23 protein-coding genes are annotated in these 21,678 nt (G+C 68.1%); 12 read left to right on the top strand and 11 right to left on the bottom strand.

Translation table 11 applies throughout. The features are described 5' to 3' along the window. Window positions 1-12: 12 nt before the first annotated feature. Window positions 13-252 carry a DUF6489 family protein gene (locus ACO05L_RS01305; RefSeq protein ID WP_421730378.1) on the bottom strand — a complete coding sequence of 80 codons (240 nt, stop codon included), beginning with the start codon at window positions 250-252 and terminating at the stop codon, window positions 13-15. A 104-nt stretch (window positions 253-356) separates the two neighbouring features. Here ACO05L_RS01305 and ACO05L_RS01300 point away from each other — a divergent pair, with 104 nt between their 5' ends. Beyond that, window positions 357-1,328 (top strand): quinone oxidoreductase family protein, encoded by a 972-nt coding sequence (locus ACO05L_RS01300; protein ID WP_421730377.1) that lies wholly within the window; start codon window positions 357-359, stop codon window positions 1,326-1,328. A 65-nt stretch (window positions 1,329-1,393) separates the two neighbouring features. Here ACO05L_RS01300 and rho read toward each other — a convergent pair whose 3' ends face one another. The 4 genes from rho to hemE form a co-directional block, all read right to left on the bottom strand. After that, window positions 1,394-2,839, bottom strand: coding sequence for a transcription termination factor Rho (gene rho, locus ACO05L_RS01295; RefSeq protein WP_421730376.1), 1,446 nt, complete (start codon window positions 2,837-2,839; stop codon window positions 1,394-1,396). A gap of 451 nt (window positions 2,840-3,290) precedes the next feature. Continuing rightward, complete coding sequence (locus ACO05L_RS01290; RefSeq protein ID WP_421730375.1) at window positions 3,291-3,758, bottom strand: CopD family protein; 468 nt, start codon at window positions 3,756-3,758, stop codon at window positions 3,291-3,293. Next, the gene (hemH, locus tag ACO05L_RS01285) at window positions 3,755-4,846 is read right to left on the bottom strand and encodes a ferrochelatase (protein WP_421730374.1); all 1,092 of its coding nucleotides are present in this window, start codon (window positions 4,844-4,846) and stop codon (window positions 3,755-3,757) included. The genes ACO05L_RS01290 and hemH overlap by 4 nt, the downstream gene beginning before the upstream one ends. Next, window positions 4,846-5,907, bottom strand: a complete 1,062-nt coding sequence (hemE, locus tag ACO05L_RS01280) for a uroporphyrinogen decarboxylase (RefSeq protein ID WP_421730373.1) — start codon at window positions 5,905-5,907, stop codon at window positions 4,846-4,848. The genes hemH and hemE overlap by 1 nt, the downstream gene beginning before the upstream one ends. 552 nt (window positions 5,908-6,459) lie before the next feature. On the opposite strand from hemE, the gene ACO05L_RS01275 reads away from it, so the two are divergent. From ACO05L_RS01275 to dnaQ, 5 genes are read left to right on the top strand one after another with little or no spacing between them, the layout of a single operon-like run. Beyond that, window positions 6,460-7,320: a pyruvate, water dikinase regulatory protein gene (locus ACO05L_RS01275; RefSeq protein ID WP_421730372.1), complete on the top strand. Its 861-nt coding sequence runs from the start codon at window positions 6,460-6,462 to the stop codon at window positions 7,318-7,320. Next, entirely contained in the window at window positions 7,317-7,934 is a 618-nt protein-coding gene (locus tag ACO05L_RS01270; protein ID WP_421730371.1) for a Maf family protein, read from the top strand. Before ACO05L_RS01275 ends, ACO05L_RS01270 begins: the two co-directional genes overlap by 4 nt. Continuing rightward, the gene (locus tag ACO05L_RS01265; RefSeq protein WP_421730370.1) at window positions 7,931-8,752 is read left to right on the top strand and encodes a shikimate dehydrogenase family protein; all 822 of its coding nucleotides are present in this window, start codon (window positions 7,931-7,933) and stop codon (window positions 8,750-8,752) included. The genes ACO05L_RS01270 and ACO05L_RS01265 overlap by 4 nt, the downstream gene beginning before the upstream one ends. Continuing rightward, the gene (gene coaE, locus ACO05L_RS01260; protein ID WP_421730369.1) at window positions 8,749-9,390 is read left to right on the top strand and encodes a dephospho-CoA kinase; all 642 of its coding nucleotides are present in this window, start codon (window positions 8,749-8,751) and stop codon (window positions 9,388-9,390) included. The genes ACO05L_RS01265 and coaE overlap by 4 nt, the downstream gene beginning before the upstream one ends. 6 nt (window positions 9,391-9,396) lie before the next feature. After that, window positions 9,397-10,122 carry a DNA polymerase III subunit epsilon gene (dnaQ, locus tag ACO05L_RS01255; protein WP_421730368.1) on the top strand — a complete coding sequence of 242 codons (726 nt, stop codon included), beginning with the start codon at window positions 9,397-9,399 and terminating at the stop codon, window positions 10,120-10,122. A gap of 227 nt (window positions 10,123-10,349) precedes the next feature. Here the strand turns inward: dnaQ and secB are convergent, their stop codons facing one another. Next, entirely contained in the window at window positions 10,350-10,865 is a 516-nt protein-coding gene (secB, locus tag ACO05L_RS01250) for a protein-export chaperone SecB (RefSeq protein WP_421730367.1), read from the bottom strand. 208 nt (window positions 10,866-11,073) lie between these two features. Here secB and timA point away from each other — a divergent pair, with 208 nt between their 5' ends. Further along, complete coding sequence (timA, locus tag ACO05L_RS01245; protein ID WP_421730366.1) at window positions 11,074-11,697, top strand: TIM44-related membrane protein TimA; 624 nt, start codon at window positions 11,074-11,076, stop codon at window positions 11,695-11,697. Window positions 11,698-11,717: 20 nt separating this feature from the next. Next, complete coding sequence (locus ACO05L_RS01240; protein WP_421730365.1) at window positions 11,718-12,887, top strand: MltA domain-containing protein; 1,170 nt, start codon at window positions 11,718-11,720, stop codon at window positions 12,885-12,887. 7 nt (window positions 12,888-12,894) lie between these two features. Here ACO05L_RS01240 and ACO05L_RS01235 read toward each other — a convergent pair whose 3' ends face one another. After that, window positions 12,895-14,295, bottom strand: coding sequence for an RsmB/NOP family class I SAM-dependent RNA methyltransferase (locus ACO05L_RS01235; protein ID WP_421730364.1), 1,401 nt, complete (start codon window positions 14,293-14,295; stop codon window positions 12,895-12,897). Continuing rightward, window positions 14,292-16,259 carry a potassium transporter Kup gene (locus ACO05L_RS01230; RefSeq protein ID WP_421730363.1) on the bottom strand — a complete coding sequence of 656 codons (1,968 nt, stop codon included), beginning with the start codon at window positions 16,257-16,259 and terminating at the stop codon, window positions 14,292-14,294. The genes ACO05L_RS01235 and ACO05L_RS01230 overlap by 4 nt, the downstream gene beginning before the upstream one ends. 187 nt (window positions 16,260-16,446) lie before the next feature. Here ACO05L_RS01230 and ACO05L_RS01225 point away from each other — a divergent pair, with 187 nt between their 5' ends. Together ACO05L_RS01225 and ACO05L_RS01220 are read left to right on the top strand one after the other, a co-directional pair. Next, a complete protein-coding gene (locus ACO05L_RS01225) occupies window positions 16,447-16,953 on the top strand; it encodes an Rrf2 family transcriptional regulator (protein ID WP_421730362.1) in 507 nt (168 codons plus the stop codon). A gap of 13 nt (window positions 16,954-16,966) precedes the next feature. After that, the gene (locus ACO05L_RS01220; RefSeq protein WP_421730361.1) at window positions 16,967-17,767 is read left to right on the top strand and encodes an SDR family NAD(P)-dependent oxidoreductase; all 801 of its coding nucleotides are present in this window, start codon (window positions 16,967-16,969) and stop codon (window positions 17,765-17,767) included. A 15-nt stretch (window positions 17,768-17,782) separates the two neighbouring features. On the opposite strand, the gene ACO05L_RS01215 is transcribed toward ACO05L_RS01220, so the two are convergent. Further along, complete coding sequence (locus tag ACO05L_RS01215) at window positions 17,783-18,481, bottom strand: MarC family protein (RefSeq protein WP_421730360.1); 699 nt, start codon at window positions 18,479-18,481, stop codon at window positions 17,783-17,785. Between the two features lie 83 nt (window positions 18,482-18,564). On the opposite strand from ACO05L_RS01215, the gene pyrF reads away from it, so the two are divergent. Further along, window positions 18,565-19,314 carry an orotidine-5'-phosphate decarboxylase gene (gene pyrF, locus ACO05L_RS01210; protein WP_421730359.1) on the top strand — a complete coding sequence of 250 codons (750 nt, stop codon included), beginning with the start codon at window positions 18,565-18,567 and terminating at the stop codon, window positions 19,312-19,314. Between the two features lie 9 nt (window positions 19,315-19,323). Here pyrF and ACO05L_RS01205 read toward each other — a convergent pair whose 3' ends face one another. Both ACO05L_RS01205 and ACO05L_RS01200 read right to left on the bottom strand, forming a co-directional pair. Further along, window positions 19,324-19,650, bottom strand: a complete 327-nt coding sequence (locus ACO05L_RS01205) for a DMT family transporter (RefSeq protein ID WP_421730358.1) — start codon at window positions 19,648-19,650, stop codon at window positions 19,324-19,326. A 167-nt stretch (window positions 19,651-19,817) separates the two neighbouring features. After that, on the bottom strand, window positions 19,818-20,570 hold the full coding sequence (locus ACO05L_RS01200; RefSeq protein WP_421730357.1) for a hypothetical protein: 753 nt from the start codon (window positions 20,568-20,570) through the stop codon (window positions 19,818-19,820). 206 nt (window positions 20,571-20,776) lie between these two features. On the opposite strand from ACO05L_RS01200, the gene ACO05L_RS01195 reads away from it, so the two are divergent. After that, entirely contained in the window at window positions 20,777-21,676 is a 900-nt protein-coding gene (locus tag ACO05L_RS01195; RefSeq protein WP_421730356.1) for a tetratricopeptide repeat protein, read from the top strand. The last annotated feature ends 2 nt before the right edge of the window (window positions 21,677-21,678 follow it).

Genomic DNA, 21,678 nt, shown 5'->3' with positions numbered 1-21,678 from the left:
GGGCGGAGGCGATCAGGGCTTCGCCACAGTGCTGGTCGCCGCCTGCATCAGCTGGCGAAACTGGTCCTGCGCCTGCATGCCGAAACTGGCCCAGGACTTCATCAGCTCCTCGGGCTGCATGGCCGAGATGTTGGCGTCCATGCGGGTCTTCATCTCGGCGACCAGGTGGTCGTTGAGCGGCTCGACATTGGGCAGGCCCAGAAAGGCGCGGGCCTCGGCCGGTTCGCACTCGATCGTGATGTTGACTTTCATGGGGGCGCTCCGACCTGTGGTGAGTGTTCATAGGCTGAACGCGTAACCCAAAGGAACCCCGTCATGATCCCTGGCCAAAACTCTTCGCAACGGACGGGCGTCTGATGCGTGCGGTTCGGATCGCCGGCCCAGGCGGGCCTGAGGTCATGGAGGTGGTGGAGGTCGAAAGGCCCGAGCCTGGCCCCGGCCAGGTCCGCGTACGGCATGAGGCTATCGGGCTGAACTTCATCGACGTCTATCACCGCACCGGCCTCTATCCCCTGCCCTACCCCAGTGGCCTCGGAATGGAGGCGGCCGGGATCGTCGAAGCGGTCGGAGAGGGCGTCCGCCGCTTCAAGGTCGGCGATTGCGTCGCCTACGCTAGCGGTCCGATCGGCGCCTATGCCGAGGCTCATGTCGTCAACGAGACGCAGGCCGTCCATGTGCCCCAATCAGTGCCGTTGAAGACGGCCGCTGCCGTGATGCTCAAAGGCATGACTTCGGAATACCTCGTTAGGCGAACGTTTCACGTGAAACAGGACCAGGTCATCCTGCTTCATGCGGCCGCCGGAGGCGTCGGCCAGATCCTGTCCCAGTGGGCCAAGGCCATCGGCGCGACTGTGATCGGCACGGTCGGGTCGGAGGCCAAGGCCGAACTGGCGCGGGCCAACGGCTGCGATCATGTCATCCTCTATGATCGCGAGGACGTGGCGGCGCGGGTCAAGGCGATCACTGACGGCGCCGGCGTCGCGGTCGCCTATGACTCGGTCGGAGCGGCGACGTTCGAATCCTCGCTGGCCAGCCTGGCGCGGCGCGGGATGCTGGTGCTGTTCGGCAACGCCTCAGGCCCTGTACCGCCGCTTGATCCGCTCAGACTGTCGCGCGGCGGCTCGCTCTATGTCACCCGCCCCACCCTGTTCGACTATGTGGCGACGACCGAGGAACTCGACGCCAGCGCCGCCGCCCTGTTCGACATGATCGGCTCGGGCCAGATCCGGATCGACATCGGCCAGACCTTCGCCCTGGACGATATCCGTCAGGCGCATGAGGCCCTGGAAAGCCGAGGCACGACGGGCTCGACGGTCATCATCCCCTGAACGCAAAAGGGGCGGACCGCATGGCCCGCCCCCTTCATTTGTCATCCCCGCGAAGGCGGGGACGATCAGGTGTTCATCGACTGGAAGAAGTCCGAGTTGTTCTTGGACTGGCGCAGCTTGTCGAGCAGGAACTCGATGGCGTCCTGAGGTCCCATGGGGTTCAGGATGCGCCGCAGGACATAGGTCTTCGTCAGCTGATCCTTGGGCGTGATCAGCTCTTCCTTGCGGGTGCCGGACTTCAGCACGTCGATGGCCGGGAAGATGCGCTTGTCGGCGACCTTGCGGTCCAGCACGATTTCCGAGTTACCCGTGCCCTTGAACTCTTCGAAGATGACCTCGTCCATGCGGCTGCCGGTGTCGATCAGGGCGGTGGCGATGATGGTCAGGCTCCCGCCCTGTTCCACGTTCCGCGCGGCGCCGAAGAAGCGCTTGGGCCGTTGCAGGGCGTTGGCGTCGACACCGCCGGTCAGGACCTTGCCCGACGACGGGACGGTGGCGTTGTAGGCGCGGCCCAGACGGGTGACCGAGTCCAGCAGGATGACGACGTCCTTCTTGTGCTCGACCAGGCGCTTGGCCTTTTCGATGACCATCTCGGCGACGGCGACGTGACGGGTTGCGGGCTCGTCGAAGGTCGAGGCCACGACCTCGCCCTTCACCGTGCGCTGCATGTCGGTGACTTCTTCGGGGCGTTCGTCGATCAACAGGACGATCAGGACGACCTCGGGGTGGTTCTTCTCGATCGACTTGGCGATGTTCTGCAGCATCACCGTCTTACCGACCCGCGGCGGGGCGACGATCAGGCAGCGCTGGCCCTTGCCGAGCGGGGCGACGATGTCGATGACCCGGCCCGAGCGATCCTTCAGCGTCGGATCCTGGATTTCCATGTGCAGCCGCTCATCCGGATAGAGCGGGGTCAGGTTGTCGAACAGGACCTTGGTCGAGACCAGTTCGGGGTCCTCGAAATTGATCGTGTCGACCTTCAACAGGGCGAAGTAGCGCTCGCCTTCACGCGGGCCGCGCACGGCGCCGTGGACCGTGTCGCCCGAGCGCAGGCCAAAGCGGCGGATCTGCGAGGGCGAGACATAGATATCGTCCGGACCCGGCAGGTAATTTGCGCCCGGGCTGCGCAGGAAGCCGAAGCCGTCGGGCAGCATTTCCAGCACGCCGTCGGCGATGATCTCGACCTCCTCGTCGGCCAGGGCCTTGAGGATGGCGAACAGCAGGTCCTGCTTGCGCAGGTTGGACGCGTTCTCGATCTCCAGCTGTTCGGCGAAGGCGACCAGTTCGACCGGCGTCTTGTCGTTCAGTTCCTGAAGCGTGATGCGGCCGGACGGGACGACGGATTCGCCGTCTTCCTCGTCAGCCAGTTCCGAGGCCTCGATCTGGGCGTCGGTGGCGGCGGCTTCTTCGGCAGAGGTTTCGTTCGCCTCGGACGAGGCCTGGTCGGCGTTCTCGCCCTCGAGCGCTTCGGCTTCGGGAGCGGTGGAATCGGTGTCGCGGATATCGGTCATGGTCGTGCACTCGGCCGCACGCCGACGCCGATCGGCGCAAGCGGTGGGCTAGGGGTAAAACGTCTGGCCTTTCGGCCGGAGGGAGGGCGGCGGGTCCGACGGCGGCCTGGAAGGCTCAGCGCGCTGGTCGTCGCAAGAGAAGGGCAGCGTGACGGATCACGCCTCGCCGCCAGCGAAACCACGGAACGGGCGTTCAGGTCAAGCGGAGCCTTGTTCTGGCGCTATCGCTCGCCGCGCGTGTCTCCTCCCCGTGCGCAGCATGGGGAGGTGGCTCGGAGGCCCCTTGGCCGACGAGACGGAGGGGGCGACACTGGGGGGCGACACTGGGGGGCGAAACGGCGGCAGGAGCAGCACCCCGGCCCTTCCCCTACAGACCCGGTCGCCCCCTCCGTCTCGGCCTAAAGCCAGGCCGCGCCACCTCCCCATCGCCAGCGCGACGGGGAGGAGACGGTCAGCCGAACGTCCACTCGGTCGTGACCGACAGCACCATGATGATGGCCAGGACGAAGGGGATCTCGTTGGTCATGCGCCAGAACTTGCCGGTTCGGGTCGAGGTCCCGGCGGCGATCTTCCTGCGCTCTGCGGCCAGGAAACCGTGCCAGCCGGCCAGCAGGAAGACGCCGATCAGCTTGGCGACCATCCAGGGCTCGGCGAGAAAGGCCCAGCCACGCATCTGGACATCCAGATGGATCAGCCAGAAGCCGAAGACGAAGGCCAGGATCATGGCGGGGTTGAGGATGATGCGCAGCAGACGGGTCTGCCAGGTCCGCAGCAGGGCCTGCATCTCGGACTTCAGCGGCTCGGGCTTGGCCTGCTGTTCGGCGTCGTAGGCGTAGAGCCGCGGCAGGAACAGCAAGCCCGCCATCCAGGCGATCACGGCCAGGATGTGCAGGCCTCGCGCCAGATCATAGGCGTTCATGCGGCCATCTCCGGCTGATAGGGGCGCTCTTGCTGATAGGGACAGGCCGCCCAGCGGTTGCGGCAACCCTGACCACAAGGGGCCACGACGGGACCGGCCGACGGGCGAGCCACGACCTCGACCACCGCATCCGCCAGGGTATCGATGAAGGGCTGGGACAGGCTGACCGTCGGGGTGCGGATATAGGGGGCGACACCCAGGCCGTGGGCCAGTTCGCCGTACTCGATATCCAGCTCGACCAGGGTCTCGATATGTTCGGAAACGAAGGCCACGGGCACGACGATGGCGCCGACGCCGTCCTGACCGGCCTGGGTCAGGGCCTCGGGCGTCGAGGGGCCCAGCCATTTCATCGGCCCGACCCGGCTCTGGTAGCAGATCTGGTGGTCGACGCCGCCCAGCCGGGACACGATGGCGGCGACCGTGGTCTCGACCTGCTCCTGATAGGGATCACCCTGGGCGACCAGCTTCTCGGGGATGCCGTGGGCGGAAAACAGGACGCGCACTGGTTGGCCTTCAGCCTTGAGCATGGCCGCCTGGATGCTTTCCACCTGAGCCTCGATCCAGCCCTTGGCCTCAGGATAGCAGCAGACGGTGCGCGATCGGCCAGACCCGGCGTAGGCGGCGTTCCAGGCCTTGAGCGAGGACTGGGTCGTGGTGGTCGAGAACTGGGGATAGAGGGGCAGCAGCACCACCTCGTCCGGCCCCCAGACCGTCACGTCGGCGGCGACCTCGGCCGTCATCGGATGCCAGTAGCGCATGCAGATGAAGGTGCGGACCTCGTCGCCCGGCAGGACCTGGCCCAAACGGGCCTCCAGCGCCGCCGACTGGCGCCGGGTCTCGGCCAGCAGGGGCGAGCCGCCGCCGGCGTCCATCATCGCATAGTTGGCCTGGGCCGGCTTTTCGCGGCGCGATGAGATCAGCCGGGCCACCGCCGTGCGCAGCAGACCAGGCAGGCCGATGATGGCCGGGTCGTTGAACAGGTTGAACAGGAAGGGTTTGACCGAGGCGGCGTCGTCGGGACCGCCCAGGTTGAACAGGACCACCGCCACCCGGCGTCCGCCCGTCGATGATCCCGCCCGTTCGACCATTACTGGGCGCCCAGCCGTTTCAGCACCTGCTCGACGTGGTCGATCGGCACATCGGGCAGGATGCCGTGGCCCAGGTTGAAGATCCACGGCCCGTCGGACCAGGCCTCCATCATCTGATCGACACGGGCGTCCAGCGCCTTGCCGCCGGCGCGCAGCAGAAGCGGGTCGAGCGCGCCCTGGATCGGCTTGATCTTCTGCACAGCCCGGCCGGTCGCCAGAGGACAGGCGGTGTCCAGCGCTATGGCCTGAACCTCGATGTCCGCGGCGTAGCGTTCGGCGTGGATGGCCGAGCCGCGCGGGAAGCCGATGATGGGCACGGTGACGCCCAGTTCTCGCGTCCGGGCGATCAGGGCCTTGTGCGGGCGCATGACCAGGCGTTCGAACAGATCGTCGGGCAGGCCCTCGGCCCAGCTCTCGAAGATCTTCAGAACCTGGGCGCCGGCGTCGGCCTGCATCTTCAGATACCGCGCGGTCGACTCGACCAGCACGTCCAGCACCGCATCCACCTTGTCCGGGTCGGAATAGGCGTAGGTGCGGGCCGTGGCGCGCTCGCCCTTGCCGATCGTGTTGTGATGCCCGTCCAGCATATAGGTGGCCACGGTCCAGGGGGCGCCGGCAAACCCGATCAAGGCGCGCTCAGGTTCAAGCTTGGAGCGCACGATCGACAGGGTCTCACCGACCTGGCTCAGATACTCGCCGGCTCCATCGGCCAGTTCCGCCATTCGACCCACAGCGGGAAGCTCGCCCAGGCGAGGCCCCTCCCCCGTCTCGAACCACACGTCCTGGCCCAGGGCGCGCGGGATCAGCAGGATGTCTGCGAAGACGATGGCGGCGTCAAAACCGAACCGGCGCATCGGCTGAAGCGTGGCCTCGGCGGCCATCTCCGGGTTCAGGCAGAAGGCGATGAAGTCCGGCGCTTCGGCCCGCAGCTTGCGATATTCAGGCAGATACCGCCCCGCCTGACGCATGAACCAGACCGGGGGACGGCCCAGTTCACGAGCGGAGGTCCGGTCCTCAAGGACACGGAGCAGCGAAGGCTTGATCGGCGAGAGATTGCTCATGACCGGGGTTTACGGGGGCCGTGCCCTGGCCTCAACCCCGGCGCCCACTCCTTATCCTGATCAAGAATAGAAAAAGGATGGAGGTAGGAGGTAGGGCCGGGGACGACGGGTATGAATCGCCCGGCAGACGGGGTTTTCGGCGGCTTATCCCTGTCTCCCGTTAAGCATCCGGTCGGGCCGGGAAAGACCTGTCGATACCGGGGATAAATCTTAATCAGGCCTTAACGGGCGGGGCCAGGCGCGGGGCGGAGGGTTGGATGAACCCGTGTGTCGTTTACGTTTCATTAACCCTTTCCACATGGATGTCGGGCGGGCCTTTCCGCCTGGGGAGCGGCAGGGCGCCTTTGGCCGAAATGTCCGACCTGATCCCCACTCGCCCGGCGCACACCGTCTCGCTATAGAGATCGGCGCCCAGGCGACGCGCTCGGCGCCCCCGTCGGCGCCCAGTCGGCGCCCTGGCCGATCCACAGGAATCCGCAGCGCCATGCGCAGTTTCTCCCCATCCGGCGTCACTCCGGCCCACCGACCGCAACAGACAGACGGGATTTGCCGATGAGCCCGATGAAGCCAGCCCGTCTCGCCACCTATTTCCATGTCCACCTGGTGTCGGATTCCACGGGCGAGACCCTGAACGCCATGGCCAAGGCGGTGACGGCCCGTTTCGACGGCGTGATCCCGATCGAACATATCTATGCCCTGGTCCGCTCATCCAAACAGATGGAACGGGTGCTGGAAGAGGCGGGCGCGGCGCCTGGCGTGGTTTTGCACACCCTGGTCGACCGGGAGCTTCGGGCCCAGTTGGAAGAGGGTTGCCGTCGCCTGGACCTGCCCCAGATCGGGGCGCTGGACCCTCTGGTCGGCGCCTTGTCCCGCTATCTGGGCGCGGCCCTGTCGACGCGGGTCGGCGCCCAGCACGCGCTGGACCACGACTATTTCAATCGCATGAGCGCCCTGGACTACGCCATGGCCCATGACGACGGCCAAGGCACGGCGGAACAGTTGGAAGGCGCTGATGTGGTGCTGTGCGGCGTGTCGCGAACCTCAAAGACCCCGACCTGCATCTATCTGGCGCACCGGGGCATACGGGCGGCCAATGTGCCCCTGGTGCCGGGCCAGGAGGACGGCGAACGGCTGGTCGGGCTGAAGAATCCGCTGGTCGTCGGTCTGACTGTGTCCCCAGACCGGCTGATCCAGATCCGCCGCAACCGCCTGGATGGGCTGAACGCAGACCAGTCTTCCGCCTATGTCGATCATGAGGCGGTGCGCGAGGAAACGGTCAAGGCGCGCCGGGCCTTCGAACGACGCGGCTGGCCGACCATCGATGTGACGCGGCGCTCGGTCGAGGAGACGGCGGCGGCCATCGTCAACCTGTTGAGCGAACGCCGAACCCGCAGCCTGGGAGCGCCCTGGTGACCGGATCGGTGGAGACGACGGGCGTGGAGCGACTGGTCCTGGCCTCGCGTAGCGCTGCGCGGCGTCAGATGCTGACCGATGCTGGCCTGGTGTTCGGGCTGGAGGACGCGGGCGTCGACGAGGATGCGATCAAGACTGCGCTGAAGGGCGCCCGTCCCGACGAGTTGGCCGTCGAACTGGCCTCGGCCAAGGCCCTGGCGGTGTCGCGGCGCGATCCCGACGCCTGGGTCCTGGGCGCCGATCAGACCCTGGCCTTCGACGGGGGCCTGGTGTCCAAGGCCGGGTCGCTGGACGAGGCGCGCACGCGCTTGATCTCCATGCGGGGCAAGACCCACGAACTCCATTCCGGCGCCGCCCTGGCCTATAAGGGGACGGTGGTCTGGTCCGGGGTCGGGACCGCCCGGATGCGGATGCGCGACTATTCCGACGCCTTCCTCGACGCCTATCTGAAGGCCGAGGGCGAGGGGCTTCTGGCCTGTGTCGGCTCCTATCGGCTGGAGGGCATGGGGGCGCAGCTGTTCGAGGCTGTGGACGGCGACTATTTCACCGTGCTGGGCCTGCCCCTGTGGTCGGTGCTGGCGGAGCTGCGTCGGGCCGGAGTGATCCTGACATGAGGCCGAGCGGCGCAACGATCGTCGGCGGCGTCGCCGGCTTCCCGATCGACCATTCGCTCAGCCCGGTGATCCACGGCGCCTGGATAGCGGCGGCGGGGCTCAACGCGACCTATGGGCGCCACGGGCCGGATAGCCCCGAGGCCTTCGCCGCCCTTCTGGCGCGGGGCCGGGCGGGCGAACTGCGCGGGCTGAACGTCACGGCCCCCTACAAGGAACAGGCTTTCGCGGCGGCGGATCAGGCCTCGGCGGCGGCGAGACTGGTCAGCTCGGCCAATCTGCTGGTGTTCGAGGACGGACAGATCACCGCCGACAGCACCGATGGCTTGGGCCTGATGCTGGCGCTGCAGGAACAGGCGCCGGATCTGGACGTCCACGGCCAGGCGGTCGTCATCCTGGGCGCCGGCGGCGCCGCAAGGGCGGCGGCGGGGGCCCTGGCCGGAGCCGGGGCTGCCGTGCGGATCGTCAACCGCTCGACGGAACGGGCGGAACGTCTTGCCGCCGACGTCGGCGCCTCGGTCATCGTCAGCCAGACCCCTGAGGCGTTCGGCGACGCGGTCCTGGTGGTCAATGCGCTGAGCGTCAGGCCCGATCTGGACGTGGGCCTGCTGGAGCCGGGGACGGTGGTCATGGACATGACCTACAAACCCCTCGTCACGCCCCTGCTGGCGGCGGCGAAGGCGCTGGGCCTGACGACCGTGGATGGTCTGGCCATGCTGATCGGTCAGGCGCGGCCGTCGTTCCAAGCCATCTTTGGCATTGAGGCGCCCGACATCGACGTGCGCTCCCTGGTCCTGGCCAAACTGGAGCAGACGGCGTGATCCTGTTGGGCCTGACAGGCTCCATCGGCATGGGCAAGTCGACCACTTCGACCATGTTCGCCGATCTGGGCGCGGTGGTTTGGAACGCCGACGAGGCCGTGCACCGTCTCTATGGCGCGGGCGGCGCGGCGGTGCAGCCCATCGACGCGGCCTTTCCCGGCGTGGTGATCGACGGAGCCGTGGACCGGACCCGACTTGCCCAGGCCCTGGGTCGCGACGACACAGCCTTCAGGCGGCTGGAGGCTATCGTCCATCCTCTGGTGGCGCACGGGCGGATGCAGGATTTGGCGCAGGCCGAGGCGCGCGGCGTCAGGCTGGCCGTCCTGGACATTCCCCTGCTGTTCGAAACCGGGGGCGAGGCGACCATGGACGCCGTGGTGGTGGTCACCGCCGACCCCGAAATCCAGCGTCAGCGGGTTCTGGCCCGGCCCGGCATGACGGTCGAGCGGTTCGAAGCCATCCTGGAACGCCAGACGCCGGATGTAGAGAAACGCCGCCGCGCCGATTTCCTCGTGGATACGGGCCGGGGGCTGGACGCGGCGCGGGCGCAGGTCGAGGCCATCGTCGAAACTGTCCTCAGCCCAGACTGGGCGGGACGCAGGGCGAGTCTTTCGCCCGAGGCCGAACCTCGCCATTAAGAGGTTATGGCTCGCGAAATCGTCCTCGACACCGAAACAACCGGCTTCGATCCCAAGACGGGCGACCGGCTGATCGAGGTCGGCTGCATCGAGATTCACGATCTGCTGCCGACCGGGCGGACCTTTCACCGCTTCGTCAATCCGGAACGGCTGATTCCGCCGGATGCGACACGCGTGCACGGCATCACGGACGATAAGGTGAAGGACGCGCCGAAGTTTGCGGCCATCGTCCACGACCTGATGGAATTCATCGGCGACGCCCCGGTCATCGCCCACAACGCCCAGTTCGACCGCAACTTCATCGACTTCGAATGCAAGGGTTGCGGCCATGTGCTGCTCGAAGAGACGCGCTGGATCGACACGCTTCAGCTGGCGCAGAAGCGGTTTCCAGGCATGCCCAACTCGCTGGACGCCCTGTGCAAGCGGTTCAAGGTGTCCCTGGCCGACCGGTCCTTCCACGGCGCCCTGATCGACGCCCGCCTGCTGGCCGAGGTCTATCTGGAGCTGCGCGGCGGCAAGGAGCGGGTGCTGGACCTGACCAGCCGGCGCGGCGCGGAACAGGCGGCGGCCTTTGCGGCGGCGGGCGGTCATCGCCCACGGCCCCATCCCCTGGCGCCCCGCTCGACCGAGGCCGAGCGCGAGCGGCACCTGGCCTTCCTGGCCGGTATCCTGAAGGACCAGTCCCTGTGGACGGCCTATGGTGTTGCGCCTGCCGTTCAGGGCGAGGCCTAGTCCCCCACGACTGATTTGGCGTCCGCCCCCTCCGTCACAGCGCGAAGCCGCGCCGTGACACCTCCCCCCACGGAGGAGGATTTCCATGGCGTCTTGCGCTCAAGCAGCGAGCGACCGCGTCGCGAGCGGTAGCGCTCTAAGCATCCTGCGCTCAAGCAGCGAGGCTCCGCGAGCCGAGCGTTAGCGCACTTCGCGCAGGATGCGCGGCCGCGAAGCGGCCCAGGGAATCAGGCCTGACCGGTGTCTTTCGGACCGGCGGCGATCTGTTGCTGGCGGGCGACATAGATGCCGGCGAAGTCGATCGGGTCCAGCATGAAGGGCGGGTAGAAGCCGCCATCTGCGGTGGCGCTGGCCACGACCTGGCGGGCGAACGGGAAGAGGTAGCGCGGGCATTCGATCAGCAGCATCGGCTCGATGTCCTGCGGGGCGACATTGTTCAGCTGGAACAGGCCGCCATAGACCAGTTCGACATGGAAGACGGCGGTGGCGTCGGTCGAGGCCTTGATCGACAGTTTCAGGTCGACTTCGAACAGGCCGTCCGGACGGCCCTGGGCGGCCAGTTCGACGCCCAGGTCGATGGCCGGCTTGCCCTCGATGCGCAGGCTTTCCGGCGCCTTGGGGTTCTCGAAGGACAGGTCGCGGACGAACTGGGCCAGGATGCGGAAGCCGCCGGGGCCTTCAGCCGCCGGGTTCTGGCCATCGGCAGGGGCGTTGGTGTCGGCGGGGGGCGTGACGTCGGTCATGGTCGGGCCGTGGAAAAGTGAAGGGGACGGACGCGTCCCGGAAGGCGCGGCGACTACCACGGCGTGGGGCGGTGCGGCAATGTCGCGGCCTTGCGGCGACGGGCTGCGGGGTGCGCGGCGACTTGCAACCGCCTATATCAGCACCTAATCGTCCGTCGAGACGCCGGTTCAGCCCCTGAGCCCGCACCGACGCAGTCAGGATGCCCCAGTGCCGGTCCAGTTCCAGATCGTGATCTTCGCCATCATCGCCGCCGTGGTGCTGTTCTACTTCTACAACGTCCTGGGCAAGCGGGTCGGCCGCCAGCCTGCGGACAACAAGCCCGCCGCCCTGCCCGCGGGCGAGGCCCCTGCCCTGCAGCGTCCGGCCATCGACCCGGTGACCCTGGCCGCCATCGCCGGTCTGAAGACGCGGGATCCGGCCTTCGACCCGACGAAATTCCTCGAAGGCGCGCGCCAGGCCTATGAGACCATCGTGCGGGGCTACGCCGCCGGTGACCGCGCCGCCCTGACGCCGCTCCTGGCGCCTGCCGTGATGAGCTCGTTCGAGACCGGCATCGCAGCGCGCGAAACGCGTGGCGAGACCGAGTTGGTCGAGTTCCTGCACGCCCCGCGCGCCGATCTGGAAAGCGCCACCGCCGAGGGCGACCGCGCCATCGCCAAGGTGCGGTTCCTGTCCGAACTGCGCAGCCGGATCATCCCGGCGGGCGGCGAGGATGCGTCCGAGCCCCGGATCGAGGAACGTCGCACCGCCGAACACTGGACCTTTGAACGGGTTCTGGGCGCCGCCGATCCCAACTGGGTCCTGGCCCGGGTCGAGGCGGCCAGCGCCTGATGCGTCGGTCGCGGCGGTCCGTGACACTGGCCAAGCGCCTCGCCGCTCTCGCGGGCCTCGCCCTGCTGGCGGCCTGTTCGACCATGACGCCGCAGACGGGGCCGTCATCCGGCCCGGTGCTGGTGCCCGCCATCGTCACCCCGCCGCCGGGAGAGCCCGGCGCGACCGCCCCTGCCGCCCTCGACAGTCCCGCCAGCCTGGCCGGATGGGCCCAGGAGGATCACCTCGCCGCCTTCGAAGCCTACGCTCAGGGTTGCCAGGTCGCCCGCGATCCCGCCGCCAAACGCCAGTGCGACCGGGCCATGGACCTGAAACGCACCTCGCGCCCCGTCCTGCCTGGCGCGGCCAAGCTCTTCTTCGAAACCGGTTTCCGTGTCGTCGCCCAGGGCAATGACCAGGGCAGCGTCGGCCTGCTGACCTCCTATTTCGCGCCCGAGTACGAGGCGCGGCACGCGCGCGACGACCTGTTCGACATGCCGGTTCTGGCGCGGCCTCTCGATCTGGAGCGGACCTCGGCGGGCGTGGTTCAGCGCCGGCCCGACGGATCGACCGGCCCCTATGCCGACCGCGCCGCCATCGAGGCCGCAGCAGCCGCGGGCAGTCCGTCCGCCCCTGTCCTGGCCTGGATGAAGGCCGAGGACCTGTTCTTTCTGCAGATCCAGGGTTCGGGCTATCTGACCTTCGACGACGGCTCGACGGCCCGCGCCGCCTATGCCGCCGACAATGGCCGGCCCTTCACCGGCATCGCTCGCCCCATGGCCGAACAGGGTCTGCTCCCCCAGAACGGCACCTCCGGCGAGGCGATCCGCGCCTGGCTGGCGTCGCACCGCGGGCGTGAGGCGCGCCAGATCACGGCGCTGAACCCGCGCTACATCTTCTTTGATCTTCAGGCCGACGACGGCGGTCATCCGGCCGGCGCCGCAGGCGTGCCCCTGACGCCGCGTCACGCGATCGCGGTCGATCCGGCCAGCTGGAACTATGGCGATCTGGTCTGGATCGACGCCGACGGCGGCAACCTGCGCGGCGCGCACGCCAGCTATCGCGGACTGGTCGTGGCCCTGGACACGGGCTCGGCCATCCGGGGGCCGGTGCGGGCCGACTACTACATGGGCCGGGGCGCCTCAGCCGGGGCAGAGGCCGGAACCGTGCGCCACCCCTTGCGGATGTGGCGGCTGGTCCCCCTGCCCTAGAGCCTGATCAGCCCACGCGGTCCAGACGGGCGGCGAAGAAGCCGTCCACCCCGCCCTTTTCCGCCCACATCGATGGCAGGATGCGAAGCCAGCCTTCGGGCGTCAGGGCCTCGTCAGGCGCGCCGACCTCGGCAGGAACGGCCGGAGCGGTGCGGAAGGCCGGATTGCGACGCAGGAAGGCGATGATCTGGGTCTCGCCCTCCTCGCGCTCCAGCGAGCAGACGCAATAGACCAGACGACCGCCCGGCCCGACGCGCAGGGCGGCGGCGTCCAGCAGCCGATGCTGGACATCGGCCAGCTTGGCGACCTCGGCCGGCTTGGTGGCGCGCAGCACCTCGGGATTGCGGCGGAAGGTGCCGGTCGCCGTGCAGGGCGCATCCAGCAGCACGGCGTCGAAGGTGCGGCTGTCCAACCACTCCTCTGCCGGCATGACGGCGACCTCGGCCTGCAGTCCCGTGCGTTTCAGGTTCTGGTGCAGGCGTTTCAGCCGGGCCTCCGAACGGTCCAGGGCGACGACCTTGGCGCCGGATGCGGCGATCTGCAGCGTCTTGCCGCCGGGGGCTGCACACATGTCCAGAGCGGTCTCGCCGGCCTTGGGGGCCAGCAGGCGCACAGGAGCGGCCGCAGCGGCGTCCTGGACCCACCAGGACCCCTCCTCGAAGCCGGGCCACTGGGCGACGTCGCCGCGCATGCCAGTGCGCACAGATCCGCCGGGCAGGACCTCGCCCTCGACGGCCTCGGCCAGGGCGGCGGCGTCCTGATCGGGCTTGAGGCTCAGATCGGTCGGCGGCTCCTCGCGCGCGGCCAGGGCCAGGCCGATCAGGGCCTGGTCGCCATAGGTCTGTTTCCAGCGCGCCGCGATCCAGTCGGGCAGATTGCTCTCGGCCGTGGTCAGGCCGGGGCCTTCGCGCTCGATGCCGCGCAGCACGGCGTTGACCAGGTTCTTGTAGGGACGGGTCTTGGGATCGCGCTCGGCCAGTTTCACGGCGGTCGAGACGGCGGCGAAAGCCGGGGTCTCCAGCACCAGGGTCTGGGCCAGGGAGATGCGCAGCAGGGTGCGGACCACCTCGGGCGGGCGCTTGGTCAGCTTGCGGTCCAGGATCTGGTCGATCTCGCCCAGACGGCGCAGGGCCGCCATGGCCACGGCGCGGGCGAAGGCGCGGTCGGGACCGGGCAGGGCGGTGACGGCGGGCAGGGCCAGGGCCTCGTCCAGGCCGCCGCGACGGATCAGGGCGGCGTTCAGCAGCACGCCGGCGGCGACGCGCGCCTCGACGCCGATATCGGCGGATTCGTCGTCGACCGGGCGTTCGGCCTGGGGCTTGGGCTCACGACGGGGTCCGCGCGCCTTGTCGGCCAGACGGCGACCGCGCGCGCCCGAATCCTTGCCCTTGGGCGAGCCGCCGCTCACACCGACACCTGCGTGCCGAGCTCGACCACCCGTCCGGGCGGGATGTGGAAGAAGTCGGTGGGGTTGGCGGCGTTTCTCATCAGGAAGATATACAGCTTGTCCTGCCAAAGGGGCATGCCCTGGCTTGCGGAAGGGACCACCGAGCGGCGGCCCAGGAAGAAGCTGGTCGACATGATGTCGAACTTCAGCCCCTGTTTGCGGCACTGGGCCAGGGCGCGCGGGACCACGGGGCTTTCCATGAAGCCATATGTCAGGGTGATGCGCTTGAAGTCGTCGTTGATGGGCTCCATCAGCACCCGCTGGCTTTCGGGCACGCGCGGACGGTCGGCGGTGCGCACCGTCAGGATCACGTTTTTCTCGTGCAACACCTTGTTATGCTTGAGGTTATGCATAAGCGCGACCGGGGCGACGTCGGGGTCCGAGGTCAGGAAGACGGCGGTGCCGGGCGCGCGGTGCGGTGGCCGTGCGCTGAGCATCCCGATCAGGTCCGCCATGGGCAGGCTGTCCTTACGCGCCTTGTCGGCCAGAATCTGGCTGCCGCGCGTCCAGGTCCACATCACCAGCACCAGGGCCGCGCCCATGACCAGGGGCAGCCAGGCGCCTTGCGGGATCTTCAGCAGGTTGGAGGTCAAGAAGACGGTGTCGATGAAGCCGAAGGGGATCAGGGTCCCCAGCACGGCCCACATCGGCCATTTCCACTTCTTGGAGATGACCGAGAAGCTCATCAGGGTGTTGATCAGCATGACGCCCGTCACCGCCACGCCATAGGCCGCCGTCAGGTTGTGCGAGCTCTGGAACACGACCAGCAGGGTCAGGACGCCGATCATCAGCAGGCTGTTGACCGCCGGCACGAAGATCTGGCCGGCCTGGCTCTCGGAGGTGAAGCGGATGGTGATGCGGGGCAGCAGGCCCAACTGGACCGCCTGTTGCGTCACCGAGAAGGCGCCGGTGATCACGGCCTGGGAGGCGATGACCGTGGCCACGGTCGCAAGCAGCAGCATGGGCCAGTAGATGGCCTGGGGCACCATGGCCCAGAAGGGATTGGTCGCCGCTGCGGGATTGTCGAGGATCATGGCGCCCTGTCCCAAGTAGTTCAGGGTCAGGCAGGGCAGGACCAGATAGAGCCAGCCGGCGCGGATCGGCCCCTTACCGAAATGGCCCATGTCGGCATAGAGGGCCTCAGCTCCGGTCACCGCCAGGAAGACGCTGCCCAGGATGACGAAGCCCAAAAAGCCGTCGTTGATCAACAGCATCACCCCGTAGTGGGGCGAGATGGCGCGGAAGATGGAAATGTCGTCGAAGATGTGAACCAGGCCGAGCGCACCCAGGCTGAGGAACCACACGGCGGTGATGGGGCCAAAGAACTTGGCCAGTCCGGCGGTGCCGCGCGACTGGACCAGGAAAAGGCCGATCAGGATGACGGCGGCGACCGGCACGATGAAGGCGTCCAGGCTGGTTCCGACGCCGGGTGCATCCTTGACGCCCTCGATGGCCGACAGGACCGAGATGGCCGGGGTGATGACGCCGTCGCCATAGAAGAGGGCTGCGCCGCAGACGCCCAGGGCGAAGATCCACGGGCTGCGTCGGCCCACCGCGTGGGTGGCCAGGGCCATCAGGGCCAGGGTGCCGCCCTCGCCCTTGTTGTCCGCCCGCATCAGGAACAGCACATATTTGAACGTGACGACGATCATCAGGGCCCAGAAGGCCAGGGAGACGACGCCGATCACGGCCAGATCCCCGCCGACGCCTTCCTGGGCATGGGCGATGGCTTCGCGCAGGGCGTAGAGGGGGCTGGTGCCGATGTCGCCGAACACCACGCCGATGGCGCCGATGGTCAGGGCCCAGAATCCGGCCTTGTGCGCGTGATCGCCTACGCTGGGCGCCGCCGCGTGCGGGGCCGAACCGGTATCCGCAGGAGGCAGGGCAGGGGGAGCGCCGTCGCCTCGGGGAGCATCCCCAGCCATGAATATCCTCCGGGCGCCGCGTCGGCGGCCCCATCAAAGCGGGCCGCCTGTAGGCTCATTCCGCGCCGGGTTCAATCACGATGGCGGGATTCGGTTGCACGCGGTTACGCCGTCCCGATGAGGCATAGGGCCGCCGATTTGTGAATCCGGGTGGGGCGCACTACCTTGAAGGCTGGAAACCCATCAGATGTCAGACAGTCAACGCTTCCCCGTCGCCGCCCACACCCTCGCCTATCTGGCGCACAAGGGGGCGTTCGACGCCGCGCGCGCCATGCCCAGCGCCGTGCTGGCCAGTTCGATTCCCACCAATCCGGTGGTCATCCGCCGCGTCACCGCCCTGTTGGCCAAGGCGGGCCTGATCGCCACCCGTCCCGGCGCATCCGGCGGATCGTGGCTGCTGCTTCAGCCTGAGGAAATCCGGTTGGACGCTGTGCTGCGGGCCGTGAACGGCTGCGCCCACCTGGGCTCGCCCCCCCAGGGCGCCAAGGGCTGTCCGATCAGTGAACATATCCCGCGCCAGGTGGCCAAGGCCCTGACCGCCGCCGACAGCGCCGCCCACGACGCCCTGTCCAACGTCACCATCGCCGACCTTCTGGCCGAGAACCCGGCCTCGCTCGCCGCCTTCACCCCCCACGCCAGCTGTCCGGTTCCGGCGGAACCGCTCGACGAGACTGCCGAACCTGTCGCGGCCTGAAGCCCGGTCGAACGTGAACCGCCCCGTCATCCTCATTACCGGCGCCTCTGCCGGCATCGGCGCAGCCCTGGCGGACGTCTATGCGCGCAAGGGCTGGGATCTGGTCCTGACCGCACGGCGAGATGGTCCCCTGCGAGACCTGGCGCGTCGGCTGACCAGCGAGCATGGCGCCACCGTGCGGATCCTGACCGCTGACCTCGCCGATCCGGACGCGCCGACGGCTCTGGTCCGGGCCATGCGGGATCAGGGCGTCAGCCCCGACGGCCTGATCAACAACGCCGGCTTCTCACGCACGGCAGGCTTTCTGGCCACCGACCCCGCTGACCACGCCGCCATGCTTCAGGTCATGCTGACGGCGCCCGTCGAACTGTCGCGCCTGCTGCTGCCCGACATGGTCGAGCGCGGATTTGGCCGGATCCTGAACGTCGCCTCCCTGGCCGGGCTGATGCCCGCGACCGGGGGCGACACCCTGTATGGGCCGATCAAGAGCTTTCTGATCAAGGCTTCTGCGGGCCTGCATCTGGAGACGGCGGGAACCGGGGTCCACGTCACCGCACTCTGCCCCGGCTATACATTGACCGAGTTCCACGATGTGAACGGCAGCCGCGAACAGGTGTCGTCGGCCTATCCCGCCTGGATGTGGCAGAGCGCCGACCATGTGGCCGAGGTCGGCTACCGCGCCTGTGAGGCCAACCGCGCGCGGGTCGTGCCGGGCTGGCGCAATAATCTGCTGGCTGCGATCCCCAAGCTGCTGCCTGACGCCCTGGCCCTGCGGATCATCGGCGGCCACGCCAAAAGGCTGAAGCGGATCTGACAGCGGCCTCCGGCTTCAGTGACCGCCCGCCGGATAGGGCGAGGTGACCGAGCCGGCGAACATCCCCGGAATGGCCTCGCCCAGGCCCGCCAGGATGAACTGGATCGCCAAGGCGCACAGGATCAGGCCCAGGACGCGCACCACGATGGCCATGCCGACCTCGCCGATCAGGCGGCTGATGGGGCCGGTCAGGGTGAAGACGACAAAGGTGGCCAGGCTGGCCAAACCGATGGCGACCATGCCCGCCGCCGTGCCCGCCGCGCCGATCTTCTGAGCCTCGCCCGCCTGGATGATGATGGTCGAGATGGCGCCCGGACCGATCAGCAGGGGCATGGCGAAGGGGACGATCAGCCGCTTGAACCGCCTGCGGGCATAGCCGCGCACGTCGGCGGCGTCCTTGGCCGCGTCCGCATCGGCGAACATGGTCAGGAAGTCCTCGCGCGTCATGTCCAGGCCCAGCAGCAGCAGCAGGATGCCGCCGGCGATGCGGAAGGCCGCCAGCGAGATGCCGAAGAACTGCAACAGCCCCAGGCCGGTGAAGAAGAAGAAGGCCAGGAAGGCGGCGATGAACAGGCAGATCAGGGCGCTGACCGACAGCCTCTGACGCATGGTCGCGCCCGCCGTGGCGGCGGCGAAGATCGGGATGTTGCCGATGGGATCCAGCAGGGCGAACAGGGCCACGAACAGGTTGACCCCAAGATCGACGGCGTCCATGCGTGTTCCCTAGCCACAATCCACACGCCGGCCCGGCCGACGCATCCTAGCGTCAGGTCTAGCCGCTCTGCGCGAGTCCGTCGATGACCCAAGCTGCTGTCCGCTCGTCCACGTCCGATGGCCTGGCCAATCGACCCGCCGATCCGCGCCTGATCTGCGCCCTGGACGTGCCGACCTCCGATCAGGCGCGGGCCCTGGTCGACCGGATCGAGGGGGCGGTGGGTTTCTACAAGATCGGACTGCAGCTGTTCGCCACCGACGGCATGGGGCTGGCGCGGGCGCTGAAGGCCGAGGGGCGACAGGTCTTTCTGGACTGGAAGCTGCACGACATCGGCGCGACGGTCGAAAAGGCGGCGGCGGCCCTGGCGGATGCGGGTTGCGACCTGCTGACCGTCCACGCTCGGCCCCAGGTGATGGCGGCGGCGCAGCGGGGCGTGGCGGGCTCGGACCTGAAGATCCTGGGCGTCACCGTCCTGACCAGCCTGACCGAGGACGACCTGATCGCCGACGACCATTCGCTGTCGCCCGCCCTGCTGGTCGAGCGCCGGGTGCGTCAGGCGCTCGACGCCGGTATCTCGGGCGTGGTGGCCAGCCCACAGGAAGCCGCGCGGGTGCGCCAGATCGCGACCGAGGCAGGCCGACCCGACTTTCTCATCGTCACGCCGGGCGTGCGGCCTGTCGGGGCAGCCATGGACGATCAGGCGCGGGCGGCGACGCCGGAACAGGCGCTGAGGGACGGGGCGACCCATCTGGTGGTCGGGCGGCCGATCACGGCGGCGGGTGATCCCCGCGCGGCGGCCCTGGCCATCGCCGAAAGCATCGCCCTGATCTGACCTGTCGGGTCAGTGCGCCGCTTTTGAGAAGACGTTCATCACCACCACCCCGGCGATGATCAGCCCCATGCCGGCCATGGCGGGCAGATCCAGCTTCTGTCCCTGGAAGATCCAGGCCGCGGCCGAAATCAGCACGATGCCGACCCCTGACCAGATGGCGTAGGCCACGCCCGTCGGGATGGTCTTGAGCGTCTGCGCCAGAAAGAAGAAGGCGATCAGATAGCCGACCACCGTCAGCACGCTCCAGAGCGGGCGGGTGAAGCCATCCGACTGTTTCATCGCGGTGGTGGCGAGAACCTCGGAGACGATGGCGATGGAGAGCATGAGATACTTCATGCGGATCGACTAGCACACGGATGATGGCGCGATAGCGGCGCCCTTCATGTCGGGTTGGGTCGGGCCGGTCCGTCGCAGGCCGACATCGGGCCCATCGCAACAGAAAAGGCGGCCCGCCTTTCGACGGACCGCCTCATCTGTAGTCAGTGACCTGACGGTCGCGGGGTTTAGCCGCGCTCGCCGGGCTCCTGGGCGTAGCCCGAGCTCGAAGCCGGAGCGCCGACCGGATAGACTGCGCCGCCGTCGACGGGGGCGTAGATCGCGGCAGGAGCGCCGACCGGAGCCAGCGGAGCGTTGTAGCTGCCAACGGGCGCGCCGATCGGACCGCCGATGGACGGCGGCGGGACGTTCAGCTGAGCCGAAGGCGGCGAGGCCACATCGCAGCAATGCTCGTCGGGGTGACCCGGCGCGGCAGGCGTGAAGTGGATTTCCGGCGGAGCCACGTTCACTTCCGACGGACGGACGTGGACGTCAGGCGCTTCCAGATAGACCTGGGCGGGTGCGACGTTGACCGGCGGGGCGTCCACATAGATGGGCGGGCCCTGGATGTAGATGGCGGGCGACGGTGCGAAGACCGGAGCCGACGACACCCGGATGCCGGGGGCGCGCACGCGGATCGGCGGAGCCGTCGGGCGCACCGTGTAGAAGGGCACGTTGACGGTCGGCAGGTTGCACTCGCAGTTGCGGTCCAGGGCGTTGCCGCCCCAGCGCTCGTTTTCGGCCATGGCGACAGTCGTCGCCGAACCCATCGGAGCCGCAAGGCCCAGCGCGGCGAACGGGAGACCCGATGCCATGCCGGTATAGGCGGAAGCATACGGCGAAGCGGCCGTACCGACGCTGGCGGACGAAACGTCCCCAGCATACGCCGCACCAGCAGATGCGACGGTGGCGCCCAGCGCCAGGATCAGTACTGATTTCATATCGATGTCTCCCCAGTCATCCCGAACAATAATAGCAGTTACACACAGCGGTTGCGCTTGCACCTGACAGGAGAAAAACAGCGTTCGATGCTGCGCGTCCCGCGAGTGATAACCCCACCCCCAGCGGGCGTTCTTGAGTTAGGACCCGCCCGTAACCATCTCCCGCTTTCAATCTTAATGCAAATTTCATCAACCAGGATTCGCTCATGACCTTCGCCGACCCCAAAGCCGATCTTTCGGGCGACCTGATCAAGGACGGTTCGGACGCCGGGTTCATGGCCGACGTGATCGAGCAGTCCAGGATTCAGCCGGTCATCGTCGACTTCTGGGCCACATGGTGCGGACCTTGCCGTCAGTTGACCCCGGCGCTGGAAAAGGCGGTCCGGGCTGCGGGCGGTGCGGTGAAGCTGGTCAAGATCGACGTCGACAAGAACCCCGCCTATGCGGGCCAGCTTCGGGTCCAGTCGATCCCCACAGTCTACGCTTTCGTCGACGGCCAGCCGGTCGACGGCTTCCAGGGCGCCGTGCCCGAAAGCCAGCTCAAGGCCTTCATCGAGAAACTGACGGGCGGCGAGGGGCTGAACACCGAGACGGAACAGCTTCTGGCCCTGGGCGAGGAATCCCTGGGGCTGTCGGACTTCGGCGGCGCGGCTCAGGCCTTCGCCCATGTCCTGACCATCGAGCCCGAGAACGAAAAGGCCATCGCCGGCATGGCCCGCGTCTATCTGGGCGGGGGCGACGAGGACCAGGCGCGCCAGACCATCACCATGGCCCCGGCGGATTCGACCGAGCCCTCGGTGGTCAGCGTCCGCGCCCAACTGGCCCTGGCCTCCAGCGCCCCGACCAGCGAGACCGCCGAGCTTGAGGCCCGCGTTGCGGCCGACCCCTCGGACCATCAGGCGCGCTATGACCTGTCCCTGGCCCAAGCGGCTTCGGGTGAACTGAAAGGGGCCGTCGACAGTTTGCTTGAAATCGTCCGCGCCGATCGCGAGTGGAACGACCAGGCAGCCCGCAAGCAGTTGCTGGTGGTGTTCGAGGCGGCGGGGGCGAACAGCGAGGTGGCCCGTGACGGTCGCCGCCGTCTGTCGTCCATCCTGTTCGCCTGATA

Origin of the sequence: Brevundimonas sp. (genome assembly GCF_965227765.1) — a bacterium.
Classification (GTDB): Bacteria; Pseudomonadota; Alphaproteobacteria; order Caulobacterales; family Caulobacteraceae; genus Brevundimonas.
Note: the sequence above shows the minus strand (reverse complement) of the source record. Positions and strands in the feature narration are given on the sequence as shown.